This is a genomic window from uncultured Arcticibacterium sp., assembly GCF_964021845.1.
Taxonomy (GTDB): domain Bacteria; phylum Bacteroidota; class Bacteroidia; order Cytophagales; family Spirosomataceae; genus Arcticibacterium.
Window position 1 is genome coordinate 641,268 of sequence record NZ_CAXHZC010000001.1, and the last position, 14,254, is coordinate 655,521.

The 14,254-nt window shown below is 37.8% G+C and carries 15 protein-coding genes; 10 read left to right on the top strand and 5 right to left on the bottom strand.

Annotated features, from left to right (window positions below; translation table 11 throughout):
* Positions 1-17 precede the first annotated feature (17 nt).
* The 4 genes from AADJ06_RS02705 to AADJ06_RS02720 all read right to left on the bottom strand — a co-directional run bounded on the left by AADJ06_RS02705 (position 18) and on the right by AADJ06_RS02720 (position 2,792).
* Positions 18-1,004, bottom strand: coding sequence for a glycosyltransferase (locus AADJ06_RS02705; protein WP_341224857.1), 987 nt, complete (start codon positions 1,002-1,004; stop codon positions 18-20).
* 67 nt (positions 1,005-1,071) lie between these two features.
* Positions 1,072-1,650, bottom strand: coding sequence for a DUF975 family protein (locus AADJ06_RS02710; protein WP_341224858.1), 579 nt, complete (start codon positions 1,648-1,650; stop codon positions 1,072-1,074).
* Between the two features lie 11 nt (positions 1,651-1,661).
* Positions 1,662-2,144, bottom strand: a complete 483-nt coding sequence (locus tag AADJ06_RS02715; RefSeq protein WP_341224859.1) for a hypothetical protein — start codon at positions 2,142-2,144, stop codon at positions 1,662-1,664.
* Positions 2,145-2,378: 234 nt separating this feature from the next.
* Positions 2,379-2,792: an Rrf2 family transcriptional regulator gene (locus AADJ06_RS02720; RefSeq protein ID WP_341224860.1), complete on the bottom strand. Its 414-nt coding sequence runs from the start codon at positions 2,790-2,792 to the stop codon at positions 2,379-2,381.
* A 117-nt stretch (positions 2,793-2,909) separates the two neighbouring features.
* On the opposite strand from AADJ06_RS02720, the gene AADJ06_RS02725 reads away from it, so the two are divergent.
* The 7 genes from AADJ06_RS02725 to AADJ06_RS02755 all read left to right on the top strand — a co-directional run bounded on the left by AADJ06_RS02725 (position 2,910) and on the right by AADJ06_RS02755 (position 9,457).
* Positions 2,910-4,118 carry an RsmB/NOP family class I SAM-dependent RNA methyltransferase gene (locus tag AADJ06_RS02725; RefSeq protein ID WP_341224861.1) on the top strand — a complete coding sequence of 403 codons (1,209 nt, stop codon included), beginning with the start codon at positions 2,910-2,912 and terminating at the stop codon, positions 4,116-4,118.
* Positions 4,119-4,192: 74 nt separating this feature from the next.
* Complete coding sequence (locus tag AADJ06_RS02730) at positions 4,193-4,720, top strand: hypothetical protein (RefSeq protein WP_341224862.1); 528 nt, start codon at positions 4,193-4,195, stop codon at positions 4,718-4,720.
* Between the two features lie 273 nt (positions 4,721-4,993).
* Complete coding sequence (locus AADJ06_RS02735) at positions 4,994-6,364, top strand: Gfo/Idh/MocA family oxidoreductase (protein WP_341224863.1); 1,371 nt, start codon at positions 4,994-4,996, stop codon at positions 6,362-6,364.
* Positions 6,365-6,546: 182 nt separating this feature from the next.
* Entirely contained in the window at positions 6,547-7,920 is a 1,374-nt protein-coding gene (locus tag AADJ06_RS02740; protein WP_341224864.1) for a Gfo/Idh/MocA family oxidoreductase, read from the top strand.
* A gap of 84 nt (positions 7,921-8,004) precedes the next feature.
* Complete coding sequence (locus tag AADJ06_RS02745) at positions 8,005-8,856, top strand: alpha/beta hydrolase-fold protein (RefSeq protein WP_341224865.1); 852 nt, start codon at positions 8,005-8,007, stop codon at positions 8,854-8,856.
* A gap of 74 nt (positions 8,857-8,930) precedes the next feature.
* Positions 8,931-9,137, top strand: a complete 207-nt coding sequence (locus AADJ06_RS02750) for a hypothetical protein (RefSeq protein ID WP_341224866.1) — start codon at positions 8,931-8,933, stop codon at positions 9,135-9,137.
* Positions 9,122-9,457 (top strand): type II toxin-antitoxin system PemK/MazF family toxin, encoded by a 336-nt coding sequence (locus AADJ06_RS02755; RefSeq protein WP_341224867.1) that lies wholly within the window; start codon positions 9,122-9,124, stop codon positions 9,455-9,457. Before AADJ06_RS02750 ends, AADJ06_RS02755 begins: the two co-directional genes overlap by 16 nt.
* A 44-nt stretch (positions 9,458-9,501) precedes the next feature.
* On the opposite strand, the gene AADJ06_RS02760 is transcribed toward AADJ06_RS02755, so the two are convergent.
* Positions 9,502-10,416, bottom strand: a complete 915-nt coding sequence (locus AADJ06_RS02760) for a hypothetical protein (RefSeq protein WP_341224868.1) — start codon at positions 10,414-10,416, stop codon at positions 9,502-9,504.
* Positions 10,417-10,467: 51 nt separating this feature from the next.
* Here AADJ06_RS02760 and AADJ06_RS02765 point away from each other — a divergent pair, with 51 nt between their 5' ends.
* From AADJ06_RS02765 to AADJ06_RS02775, 3 genes are all read left to right on the top strand, one after another.
* Positions 10,468-10,716 (top strand): hypothetical protein, encoded by a 249-nt coding sequence (locus AADJ06_RS02765; protein WP_341224869.1) that lies wholly within the window; start codon positions 10,468-10,470, stop codon positions 10,714-10,716.
* A gap of 10 nt (positions 10,717-10,726) precedes the next feature.
* Positions 10,727-11,311, top strand: a complete 585-nt coding sequence (locus tag AADJ06_RS02770; RefSeq protein ID WP_341224870.1) for a DUF4202 domain-containing protein — start codon at positions 10,727-10,729, stop codon at positions 11,309-11,311.
* A gap of 166 nt (positions 11,312-11,477) precedes the next feature.
* Complete coding sequence (locus AADJ06_RS02775; RefSeq protein ID WP_341224871.1) at positions 11,478-14,249, top strand: PQQ-dependent sugar dehydrogenase; 2,772 nt, start codon at positions 11,478-11,480, stop codon at positions 14,247-14,249.
* Positions 14,250-14,254 lie beyond the last annotated feature (5 nt).

The following is a 14,254-nucleotide window of genomic DNA, read 5'->3' on the forward strand; positions in this document are numbered from 1 at the left end:
TCTCTAAAAAGTGCAATTTAGTAATCTCTTCCTTTCCAAATGGTTTTTGAAGGCCTAAGAAATACCACAAACTGTAAAAACCATGAAATGGGCATATATAATGCAAATAGCGGAACGTATTTCAAATATCCTTTCAAATTTAACTTCTTCTCAATGTACCAGATTTGAAAAAAATGGAATAGCAAAAGGTAAAGGATAAGATAGAGAGCAAACTGAATTTTAAGAAAAAGTAGAAGGAGTACTAAGGGAAACAATATAATCTGAATCATGGCAGTGAGTATCAAAGAACTGCCGCTTTCAAAGCCTCCCTTTAGCCATCTTTTTCTTTGCTCAAAGAAGCGTTCTGGCGGTTTGGTGTAAGCAAGTACATCTTTTGTGAAAGCCTGTTTAAAAGCAAAGTCAGCATCTAAAATGGCTTTATACAAAGCAAAATCCTCAACAATAGAAAAGCCAATTTTATCATAGCCACCTACAGCCCAATAGGCTTCTTTGCTTACTGCCATGTTATTCCCCATGCCAGTAGAGGCTATCTTTTTTTTAGAGAGCACATGCATGATGTGCAATGCTGAGAGCCACTCCATGCCCTGAAAAGCCGACCAAATGCTGTTTTGGTTTAAGGTAGTCAAACCTACTACTACGCCAACCTGTGATGTGAAGTGTTTTAAAATTCCCTGTATCCAATCAGGAGGTAAGGATATGTCCGCATCTGTAAAGAAGTAGTATTGACCTGTGGCGTGCTTAGCTAGTTTTTCTAGCACTCTTGCTTTACCTTTTAGCTGTTCACTCTCTTTTTTAGGTTCTAAGTGAATAACCTTTGTAAAAGAATTTTGACTTGCAAATTCTTCAAGTATCTCAGCTGTATTATCCGTGGAAGCATCATTTCCAAAAATGACCTCTAGCTTATCTTTATCATAACTAAGCTCAGAAATAGAGCGTAGCAGACCAGGAAGATTCATCTCCTCGTTTCTTGCCGCTATTAAAATGCTAACGTGTGCTAAGCTCATTTGGCAAAAATAAGAATACTATGTATATAAAAAATGCCCTCTTAAAAGAGAGCATTTTTTGAAGAGCTTACAATTCTTTCATCTTGAGCTTGTCGTAAAATAGAGCCATGGAATTATAAATAATGGGTAATGCATAAAAAATACCCACCACTAAAGCTAAAATTCCAAGAAGGGCCATTCCTATATGAATTAAGGATAATAAGAAATATTTCATTTTGAAACCATCCATCATCTCCCAGCTTTTTTTCATGGCATCTATACCAGAAATGTTATCATCGTCTGCCATGATGAAGAAAGTTTGCGAAAGTCCCATAGCCATTATTATACCAGGGATTATGAGAAGAAGGAAGCCGATAGCAACCACCACCAGGGTTAATATGAAGGCAACGGTAGATTGTAGGTAGTTTCTGAATCCATCAAAAAGGTTTTCAATCCCCGAATTTTGACCACGAACTACCTTTTGAAAAAACATGGCTAGACCTAAATTAAGTGGACCGCCAATTACTATACTAAGAAAAGAAAGGTTATCATCTAGCCTATTAGGCAAGCTGGTTAAAAGTGAAAAAATAATAACTAGCCCTATTGCTGGCAACCATTTGCCATCCAAGAGGTCTCTCGATTTGCTAATAATATCTACGTTTTTCATGAGCTATTTTTTTATCTTAAATGTTTAACATTCACACCATAAAGTACACAGAACAGTATTCCGATAAATGCGGCTCCACCGCCAGCCATGGCTCCCATCATTCCTTCATAAATCATGATTGGTGCTACTATAGCTACTATGGTTCCAAATATGTAAAGCCAGAAACCTTTCTTATCTAAACCCCACATAAGAATAGCTCCTATAAGCGTAAGAATAGCTGAAATTCCATTGGCTAGAGCTATATTTTTTACATTTTCAACTGTAAGTCCGTCTGTTACAGAGCCCATAATTTTTTGAAAAATATTGGCCTCTTCTTCAGAGTCTAATTCATCTTCAATATTGTCCATCACTTGCTCTAAGGCTTCATTACCTACACCAACAGCTACTTCTGCATTTTGATAATTCGAAAACGAACTGAAAATGGAAGAACCACTACCAATAAACGTCAGTATACATAAGACAGTGAGAAAAGTTGGTCGTAAAGATTGATTCATTAGTTTTTTTTTGGTTTAACGTGTTCAAGATTACCATTTTTATACAAGGTTTCAAAACCTTCAATCTGCTTATTAGTCAAGCGGTTCTTTATGAATATAAATGGTTTTATTTTATTTATTGCATATCATTTACCAAAAATTAGCTCTTTTAGGCGTTTTAAGGAACATGCTTTGCCAATTTGAATAGAACATCTATTATAAAGTGTTTGTGGAGCATCATACTATTTCTTTGTCTTAACCAATTAAGTCGGCAAGGGTAGTTTTTTCATATACCGCCAAGTTAGCGTCTCTTACTTTTCCCAAAATAGGACGTAGTTTACATTCTTCTTCGGTGGTACAGTCTTCGCATTGCCCATAAAAATTAAGCGAAACACATAGTAATGGAGCTATAGGGCCGTCAATAATTCTCAAGACTTTGGCAAATGTTATTTCAGAAGGAGGAATTCTTAATAGGTAGCCACCGCCTTTTCCTTTTTGACTTTGTAAGAGTCCATTATTTCTAAGTTCTAAGAGAATAGCTTCCAAAAACTTTTTTGGAATGTTTTCAGCCTCGGCAATTTCAGAGATAAGTGTTGGTTTCTTAACCTCAAATTTTGTTCCTAGGTGTTTAAGGGCTTTTAGGGCATATTTTGCCTTTTTCGAAATCATATCTTATTTAAGGGGTTTGGACAAAAATAAACTATTTTTTGCTAAAGCGGGGTTAGTTAACCAGTATTGTCTGCTAGCATACGTACCTTTGTGTTTTTTAAGCTTAGTAATTATTATATGCAAAGAATTCACCGTCCTCTAGTAGAAGGAGTCGTTCAAAATTTGATGACCATTTTTAATCAAAACCAAAAGGCAGATAAAGTGGTGGAACTGTCTTTAAAAGAGAATAAGAAATGGGGGGCAAGAGACAGACGTTTCGTGGCTGAAAACACCTACGAGGTTATTAGATGGTGGCGTTTACTGAAATTTTGTTCAGAAATAGACCAAAGAGTCATTAAAGAAGAAAGTCTTTTCTGGGAAATGCTAGGTACTTGGTTTGTACTAAGTGGGCTTGATTTACCAGACTGGGAAGAGTTTTCTGCATTAAAGCCAGAAACCATTCTTGCTAAGAAAAAAGAAGCCATAGAAATAAGAAAAATTAGAGAGTCAATACCAGACTGGATTGATGAATTAGGAGAAGCTGAAGTAGAAGAATGGGAAAAAGAGTTGGCAGCCTTAAATGAGCCTACCAATGTTTATTTGAGAGTAAACACTTTAGTAACTAACAAAAAGGAGCTTCTAGCAAGCCTTAAAAAAGAGGGTGTAGAGCTAGAAGAAGTAGAAGGAATATCAACTGCTCTTAGACTTTTAAAAAGAAGAAACTTAAAAGCCTTAAAGCCTTACAATAAAGGGCATTTTGAGATTCAAGATGCGGGTAGTCAGCTTATTTCTGATTATCTGGAAGTGTTGCCTGGTATGAAAGTGATAGATGCCTGTGCAGGAGCAGGTGGAAAGAGCCTTCATATGGCTACTTTGATGCAAAATAAAGGCGATTTGATATCAATGGATATTAAAGCACCTAAGCTTCAAGAGCTAGAAAAAAGGGCTTTCAGAAATAAGATAAATATTATAAGAACAGAAGTTATCAAAACTGATAATATAAAGAAAAGAGCAAAGTCTGCAGACCGCGTTTTACTAGATGTGCCTTGCTCTGGTTTAGGTGTTTTAAAAAGAAACCCAGATGCCAAATGGAAGCTGAAAGAGGATTTTCTGGAGGAAATCAAAGAAGTGCAAGAGAGCATTTTGAGAAACTATGCTGAAATGACAAAAGTAGGAGGGAAGCTAGTTTATGCTACCTGTAGCATGCTGAAATCAGAAAACGAAGACCAAGTAGCTCGTTTCTTAGCCAATACTTCAGATTTTGAGTTAGAAAAAGAAACTAGAATATCACCGGCCCAAACGGGTTTTGATGGTTTCTATATGGCTTTGATTAAACGAGTATCATAGGGCAGCGATATTCTAAATAACAGATGGCTAGGTTTTTGCTCAGATGTATCCGTCAGGAAACAAACGAGTGAAATATGAATAGAAAATTATTTAATGGCCAAGTTCTTGGTCTTTCTTTAGTCATTGGATTATCTTCCTTTGCTTACTTCAAATCGAATAAAGACGTTATTCTCAAAGAGAATGAGCTGTCTTACTCCAATACCAAAATAGAATTGAATTTTGGTGGCTTAGAGGAGCTTATTAGCATTGATGATGATTTGTTTAGGACAGATATTTATTTGTCCGATGTTAATCTAAACGACGCTACCATTAATTCAAAGGAGCAGATTGTGATGGTGCTGAAAAACTACATGGTGTCTAAAGGGTTTGAAAACGGGACTTATGATGTTTCGTCTGAATTTACCCCTGGAGACTCTAATGTGGTGATAGAAATTATGGCTCTTGACGGCAAACTTACAGATGTAGAGGTCGTTTCAGGAAAGGTGGCCTACAAAGGGAAGTACCCGCGAATAGAGTTGGAAGTTGACCTTAAGTTGTCAAATGGTGAAAACCTTTCAGGAAGTTATTCCAAAGAAATGGAATCTTTCAGATACTTCTTTTGATGGTGTAAGTTTATTTTGATAGCTGGTTTTTCCTTAGTTTTTGCCCAAACAAAAAGTAAGGCCCGTCCGGCAAGGACAGCGAAGAAACTGTTTAATCCAAGGAATGGAATCTTTCAGACACTTCTTTTAAAAACTATTCTCAAAAAGAACTTTAGCCTCAATGTTTCAGCATTGGGGCTTTTTCTATGCTAAAAGGGTGTTTTCCTCTTCTTTGAATAAAAAGAATGCGAGTTTTAATGTAATATTGAAATAGATAAACCCTAAGAAATAGATATGGACATAAACAATCTTGATAGAAGAGACTTCATCAAAGGCTCTGCAGCTACGCTGGCTTTGAGCACACTTTCAGGCAAAGGATTTGCAAATACGCTCGACACTAAAAAACAATACAAAGTAGGTTTGATAGGTTCTGGCTGGTACGGAAAATCAGACTTGTTCAGGCTAATTCAAGTGGCTAATGTAGATGTAGTAGCACTTTGTGATGTGGATACAAAAATGCTGGCAGAGGCTATTGACTTAGTTAGTAAAAGACTAAAAACAGGAAAAAAGCCAAAGGGTTATGGAGACTACCATCAAATGTTGAAAGAAAACAAGTTTGATATAGTTCTTATAGGTTCGCCCGACCATTGGCATGCTTTGCAATGCATTGACGCCATTAAAGCAGGTGCTCATGTTTTTGTTCAAAAACCCATCAGTGTAGATGTCATAGAGGGCGAAGCCATGGTGGCTGCGGCCAGAAAATATAATAAAGTGGTACAAGTGGGTACACAAAGACGTAGCACACCATTTTTAAAGCAAGCCAAAGAAGATATAGTAGAAAAAGGTCTTCTGGGTAAAATATCACATGCAGAAATATGCTGTTACTATGGTATGAGAAACGGGAGTAATCCTGATTTACAGCCTATACCCTCAAACCTTGACTATGAAATGTGGACAGGACCTGCTCCACTAAGACCGTATGATGGCTTACCTCATAGAAGATGGTGGAGAGCATTTATGGAATACGGTAATGGTGTGGTAGGAGATATGTGTGTGCATATGTTAGATGCTGTTAGGTGGACTATGGATTTAGGGTGGCCCAAAAGGATAAGTTCTCAAGGTGGCATTTATATTGACAAAGAAGCCAAATCAAATATCTCTGATACGCAGTCGGCTGTTTTTGAATATGACGAATTAAATATTGTTTGGCAGCACAGAACCTGGGGTAAACCTGCCGACCCAAAGTACCCATGGTCTTATAAAATATATGGTGATAAAGGCACGCTGGAAGCCAGTACGCATATGTATGATTTTACACCAATAGGAGAGGGGGAGCCTATTCATGTGGATGTAGCTATTGACAGGGTTAATTATCCAGAAGATTTGACAGAAGACAGCATTGAACTTAATGCGGCACCAGCCATGAGAGCCCATATGTTAGACTTTTTGGCTGCAATAGAAAACAATACCAAGCCAGTGGCGGATATTGAGCAAGGACATATTTCTACCGCTTCTTGTATTTTGGCTAACCTGTCTTGTGAGTTAGGAAGACCATTGGTTTATGACCCTAAAACTAGGCAAGTAGTAGGTGATGCAGAGGCTACGCAGCTGCTGATGAGAGAATATAGAGCCCCTTATGTGCACCCTCATCCGGCCAGAGTTTAGAATGAATTTATTTTTATTGATAGACGTCAAATCCTTTAGGGTTTGGCGTTTTTTTGTTTAAAAGTGTTTGCTAGGCAAAAACGGGTGTTTCCTCTTTTGAATCATACCTTAACGTCTTTTAATGCTATTTGAACTGGAAAAATTTATAACTTGATATTCAAATACCCTAATTAATTATACCAATGAAAGACTTCAACCTGAATAGAAGAAAATTTTTAAAAGGCACTGCTGCAGCCTCTTTGGCTATTTCGGCTACTGGTGCTAAAGCTATGAGCTCTAAAAAATCTGCACCAAAATATAATGTAGCCCTAATAGGAACAGGATGGTACGGTACTTCGGATTTGCTCCATTTAATTCAGGTAGCAGATGTGGAAGTGGTTTCCTTATGTGATGTGGATTCAGAGCAATTAGATAAAGCCGCTACACGAGTAAGCCAAAGACAAAAATCAGGCAAAAGGCCAAAGCTTTACAGTGATTATAGAAAAATGCTTAAAGAGCAAAAACTGGATGTAGTGCTTATTGGCTCTCCTGACCACTGGCATGCTTTACAAGCTATTGATACTATTAAGGCTGGTGCACATGTTTATCTGCAAAAGCCAATTTCGGTTGATGTGATTGAAGGCGAAGCTATTTTGGCGGCTGCTAGAAAGTATAATAGGGTAGTGCAGGTAGGTACACAACGAAGAAGTACACCTTTTTTAGTTGAAGCCAAAGAGCAAATAGTAGACAAAGGACTTTTGGGTAAAATCTCCCATGTGGAGGTATGCTGTTATTTTCATATGCGTAATGGTTCTAATCCACCGTTACAGGAAGTTCCTGCTCATTTAGATTATGAAAAGTGGACAGGCCCTGCTCCATTCAGACCTTACGATGGTTCGCCGCACATTAGATGGTGGAGGGCTTTTAATGAGTATGGAAATGGCATAATGGGCGATATGTGTGTACACATGTTAGACGCCGCCCGATGGACTTTGGGTTTAGGCTGGCCCAAAAAGATTAGTTCTCAAGGTGGTATTTTTGTCCAGAAAGACGCTAAATCAAATATCTCAGATACCCAGTCGGCGGTTTTTGAATATGACGAGCTTAATGTGGTTTGGCAACATAGAACGTGGGGACAAGCTGCAGACCTAGAATATCCATGGTCTTATATTTTCTATGGCGACAAAGGTACTTTAAAGTGCAGCACTAAAATGTACGATTTTACCCCGGTGGGCGATGGCGAACCTATTCATGGTGAGCCTAAGATAGATGGTAAAACCTACCCTGAAGATTTGAAAGAAGAGAAAATTGAGATTCATGCGGCTAACGCCAATAGAGCACACATGCGAAACTTCTTAGATGCTATAGAAAGCGGAGGTAGACCAGTAGCTGATATAGAGCAAGGGCATATTTCTACTGCGGCTTGTATTTTGGCAAATATTTCTATGGAGTTGGGTGGCAGGCCATTGGTCTATGACCCTAAAAAAAGAATAGTAGTAGACGATAAAGAAGCCACAGCACTTCTTCAAAGGCCTTACAGGAAAGGTTATAGACATCCGCATCCTGATAAAGTTTAATCCTTAAATAACCCTTTTTTTTATCGCTCTGGAATTTTTCAGGGCGATTTTTTTATAACTTGAATTCAGTAATAATCACCCTCTATGAAATATATCTTAATTCTCATTGTCCTTATTCCTTTTGGTCTTTCAGCTCAATATCAATTAGGGGCTGACTCTCAGAAACAAAATGGTGTACCTGAAGGAAAAGTGACAAAGTACACCTGGCATAGCCCTTCTTATGATAATTATCGTGAGTATTATGTTTATGTGCCCGCTCAGTATAAGGCTAGCAAACCAGCGGCTCTAATGGTTTTTCAGGACGGTCATTCTTATGTGGATGAGGAGGGCGGTTGGCGTGTTCCTACCGTTTTTGACAATCTGATTAATAAAAAAGAAATGCCTGTGACTATTGGTTTATTTATTACGCCTGGTCATAATTCAGAAAATTTGCCAGAGAATAGGTTTAGAAGTTCTAATAGAGCAAATGAATACGATGAAATGGACGACCGATATGTTTCAATGCTAGTGAACGAGTTGATTCCTGAACTAAAGAAAACCCTCAATATTTCAGATGATAGAAAAAAGCATGCAATCTGTGGATTAAGTTCAGGAGCTATTTGTGCCTGGACAGCGGCTTGGCAAAGACCAGACGTTTTTCACAAAGTGCTGAGCCATTATGGAAGCTTTACCAATATAAGAGGAGGAGACAGGTACCCAGGTATAATAAGACGAAATGCTAGAAAAGATATCAAAATATTTATGCAAGATGGCAGCTCAGATTTAAACAATATTTACGGGAATTGGTATTTAGCAAACCTACAAATGGAGTCAGCCTTAAAGTATAAAGACTATGAAGTAAAGACCGAATGGGGCACAGGTGGGCATACATCAGACCATGGAGGGGCTATTTTACCCATGTCTTTAAAATGGCTTTGGAGTGATGTTATGGAGTAGATTTCTTCCTGCTTATATTTCAATTGAATCAAAATTGGGTTAATTTCGTTCTAAAGTTGACTTAAATTTAAAGTATGGGAAAGGTATTAGGCAAATTAGCGACTTACACTTTGGAAGAAATTATTGAAGTAATTGAAAAGTTACCTTCTAAGGATAAAATAGAACTATTAGAGAGGATTGGTTCTAATCGGGATGAGTTAGGAATTAGTTTGGCCTCTGAACAATCATTGGCTAAAGATTGGCTTTCAACAGAAGAAGACCAAGCATGGAAAAATTTATAGCAGGCAATGTTGTAGTAGTAAGGTTTCCCTTTTCTGACTTAAGTAATTCTAAATTAAGACCTGCCTTAGTTTTAGCCGATTGGGGAGGTACGGACATTATTCTTTGCCAAATTACTAGTAAGAATAAAAATGAACCTTTTACCATATCCTTAAAGAATGAAGATTTTATTGGAGGCTCTTTACCCCAGGACTCCTTTATCAGGGTAAATAAATTATTTACTGCAGAAAAGAGTATTATTCTGAGGAAAGCAGGTGTAATTGGAGAGCCTTTAATGAAAGAAGTTGAAAGTGAAATAATGAATTTATTAATAGACTTTTAGGAAATACCAATTGACTAAAATGAAGAGTTTTAAATCGTATTTTACTACCAATAAGCCCTACTAATCTCCACCACGTATTTTTTTCTGCCTCTGGTTATCGTTTGCTTTTCTAGCTTGTCTCCAAAATATTTATATTCAATTCTTTCATCTAGTTTTTTTTTCGTTTTGATATTAATGCGATAGAATTCTCGTTTGATATGCTGCTTTTTGTCGTCGTAAAAAGTAATGTTTTCTTGCTGGCTTACCAATTTGTTCTCTGTTGGTAGTAATTGGAAGGTTTTAAAAATCGTCAACATTGAATTTTCTTTGGCGATATATTCAGTTACAGCTTTGTTGCCTGTATAGAATATTTCACTAGAACCTCGAATAAAGTTTCCAAGGGTATCGTATGTATAGTCTTCAAAGTGTTTAGTATCTCCCTCGTAATCGGTTCTATAAATTCGCCTAGTTTGGGTGGAATCTATGATTTCTTTACAAGGCCTTATATCAAACTTATCGAATTTCGAAACAAAATACGGTTTAGAGAGTTCATTGATAAAGTATTTTTTATGGTTCTTAGCCACTTGGAATAAGTACTTTTCGGTGTATTCTCTATCGATAATTGAATCTGTTTTAGTAGCAAGAATTATTCCATCTGGTTTACCAGATTCTTTTAGAAATTTAACAGTTTTTTCATCTTTGACTTTTACATAATAGCGAGTTGAAAGTCTGTCAATATTTGGGTCATCGTAACTATTAAAAGTTAAATGATTGGAGGCATGTCTATACACGCCAACATCGTTTTCCCAAGACAAAGTCCGCTGACCATTTTCATTATAATAATCGGCCTTAAAAAGCTTTCCTTTATAAAAGTAACGCTCACTTTTCAGTGTCTTGGTGGAGTCTTGTCCATGACAAAAAGCCGTAAGGCTCAAACAAAATATACAGAAAGAAACTGTTCGGAAGTTTGATATGGACATTGCATGGTTTATAATTGTTCTCTAAAGTATTCAAATAATATTTTATTCCAAATGTCAAAAAAAGAATTTATAGAAGTGACCGTCAAGAATCATCAAATTCTTCATGGATTTGATGAAAATAACCAGGAGATTCTAGAATCTGTGCAGGTAGAATCTTGGGCCAAAAAACTTATTAAAATAGATAGAGTACTATCGATAAGCGAGAAATTTATATTAACCTCTTATGCTTATGATAGAATTGTTTATTGGGAATATGAAGAGGATTATGAAGAAATAAAACACATGCTTTCAAGCAAATAAAAATATTAGAATGATAGACTTATCACCAGCCTTTGCGGCATTTGACGCTTATAATAACCAAGACCCAAATCAAGAAACCATTGGCTCAGAGAAACTGAGTAAAGAAACGCTTTACGGCTTAAGAATGAGCATTTGGCTAAATAGATATGATTCTGAGGCTCCGCCTCAGGTAAAATTAGCAGCCAGAAGTCAGCATATTGGCCGGTGGGAAATGGCTAGAAATAGTTTCCCGATGGACAGAACAGGCTATCTTAAATGGAGAAGCCAGTTAGCCATTCATCACGCTAAAACTGCTGGAGGAATATTGACAAGTTTGGGTTATGAAGAAGGGTTGATTGACAAAGTCAAATTCTTACTTCAGAAAAAGCAATTGAGACAAAATGAGGAAACGCAATTGCTTGAAGACGTTATCTTTTTGGTTTTTGTGGAACACTATTTAGAAGACTTTGCTGCTAAGCATACAGATGAAAAAGTGATTGACATTATAGCCAAAACCTTAAAAAAGGTAACTGCTAGAGCTATTGAAACATCGGCCAGTATCTCTGTTTCAGAAAGAATGGGCAGGTTAATTGGTGAAGCTGCTAAAACTTTATAGGTATACTTTTTGGAGGAAAATATTAAATTTCTTGGCTTTTTTTAGACTATCCGTGGGACGATAGCTAAAAAAGGTCGTCTAATAGACTGAATACATCTAATACGGAGTGCTTACAAACTCCATAAAACTAAATTTGAAAATCTAAACTTTACCAAAATATACCTATATGAAATATTTTTCGTCAGCAATAGTTCTAATGCTTCTGCTGAATGCTTGCTCTAGTTCAAGCTCTTATGACCCTAATGAAAAACCAGAAGATAACAGATTTACAGAAGTAGAATTAGCCAGAGGCTTAGATGAGCCAATGGAAATGACTTTCTTGCCAAACAATAAAATCCTTATTGTAGAAAGAAAAGGTGGACTTAAGTTAGTAAACGAAGATACCAAAGAAACAGCATCTGCTGGCTGGGTAGAGGTCAACACTAAATATACCAACAAAGAAGGGCATGTGCGAGAGGCCGAAGAAGGTTTAATGGGTGTGGTGGTAGACCCTAACTTTAAAGACAATAACTGGATTTACATGTACTATGCAGACCCAGAAACACCAAAACATGTTTTAGCAAGATGGGAGTTTAAAGATGACTACCTGGTAGATGAATCTAAAAAGGTGATTTTAGAGGTACCCACGCAACGTGAAGAATGCTGCCATACTGGTGGAGGTATGACTTGGGATGCTGCCGGTAATTTGTTTTTGACCGTAGGAAATAACACCGTTAACCCAAGAAGCGGGGCATCAAACCTAAACGAAGCTCCTGGCCATGAAAACGAAGATGACCAAAGAGCACCGGGGAACTCAAATGACCTAAGAGGGAAAATTTTAAGAATTCATCCTGAGACAGACGGAAGCTATACTATTCCAGAAGGAAACCTTTTCCCGGAAGGAATGGAGAAAACACGTCCTGAAATATATACCATGGGACATAGAAATCCATGGAGACCAACGCTTGATAGCAAAACGGGTTACTTATATTGGGGTGAGGTAGGTCCTGATGCCAGCAAAGATTCTATTTGGGGACCTATGGGTTATGATGAATTTAACCAAGCCAAGAAGTCAGGTTATTTTGGATGGCCTTATTTAATAGGGAATAACAGGCCTTATAATCGCTATAATTCTGAAGACGGCACTTATGGGGAGCCTTTTGACCCAAATAACTTGGTCAATGAGTCTGTCAATAATACGGGTATCAAGGAATTGCCAGAGGCCGTTCCAGCATTTTTGTATTACCCTTATGGGCCATCGCCAGAGTTTCCTTTAATGGGTACAGCTGGGCGAAGTGCCACGGGTGGTCCCGTTTTTAGACAGGCTGATTTTACCAATGCTCCTAGACCATGGCCCGCCTATTATGAAGGTAAATGGCTAATTACAGAGTTTATGAGAGGTTGGATTATAGCAGTTACCATGGACGAAAACGGTGACTATGTTTCGATGGAAAAAGTGCTGCCAGAAAAGAACTTTAGTGGGGCTATGGACATGGATTTTGGTCCAAATGGTGATTTATACGTTTTAGAATATGGGACGGCTTGGTTCAAAGGGAACGATAATTCCAGGTTAGTGAAATTGGAGTATAATGCAGGAAACAGAAAGCCTGTGGTGGCAGCCAGCTCTGATGTGAATTCGGGTAAAATACCGTTAACGGTCAATTTCTCGGCTGAGGGAACTACCGATTATGATGGCGATAAATTAAGCTATGATTGGAAAATATCTAAGAATGGGACTGAAGAGGCAAAAGTAAGTGGAGAAACAGCCAGTTATACCTTTGAAGAAAGTGGTAACTATGATGTAGAGTTGACGGTGACTGATTCTGAAAAAGCTTCTAACAGTACTTCTTTCTCTATAACGGCTGGTAATGAAGCACCAGAAATTAAACTTAGTTTAGAAAAAGAGAATAAGACCTTCTTTTTTGGTGAAAAAGAGTTGCCTTTTGAGGTGGAGGTCACTGATGCTGAAGACGGAAGCACACTAAATGGAATATCTTCTGATGAGGTGGCGGTAACTTTTGATTATGTGCCAGCAGGCTATGACCCAATAGAAATGGCAGCAAATCATGCTACGGCTGATGCTATGGCTTCTTTTGCGGTAGGTAAGAATTTGATCGAAGGAAGTGACTGTATTTCATGTCACCAGTTTGATGCTAAATCTATAGGGCCAAGTTATAAAGCGGTGGGCGAGCGTTATCCAAATAACAAAAAGAACAGAGAGCTATTGGTAGATAAAGTTATAAATGGCGGAAGTGGTGTATGGGGAGAGCACGGAATGAGTGCCCATCCTGATTTAAGTAAGGCTGATGCTAGCAGAATGGTAGACTTTATACTTTCTATGTCTTCTACAGGAGGAACACCATCATTAGGCTTAAGCGGTGTGGTAAAACCAATGAAACCAGACTATGAGTTTGAGGAAGGTAGTTTTGTTTTAAGAGCTGCGTATAAAGATAAGGGAGGTAATGGGGTCAAACCATTATTGACAGAAAAGGTGATGGTCTTAAGAAGTCCAGATATGCAACCTCATACGGCTGACTTCTTAAAGAGTGTTGATATACTTACTGCTTCTTGGAATGCTTTCTTCACCGTTGGCGATAAATCACATATTGGTTACAAAAATATTGACCTTTCGGGTATTGGAAATATCACGGTTTATATTCAAAATTCAGAGAGGTCAGGAACACTTGGAGGAACGGTAGAACTACATTTAGATTCGCCTGATGGCCCTGTAATTAGCACATCAGACAAAATTCCTACTAACTCACCAAGTGGCCCAAGAAGACCGCCAGCAGGTGTGAGCATGAAGGACTGGAGAAGGCAGAATAGTTCTCAGGCTATACTTAAGGTGCCAGCTGATGCGGCAGGCTTTCATGATGTTTATTTAGTCTTTAGAAATGCTAATGCTTCGTCCACGGAATATTTAATGAAGTTAGATGAAGTTTCGTTTTCGAATAAATAGAAGTA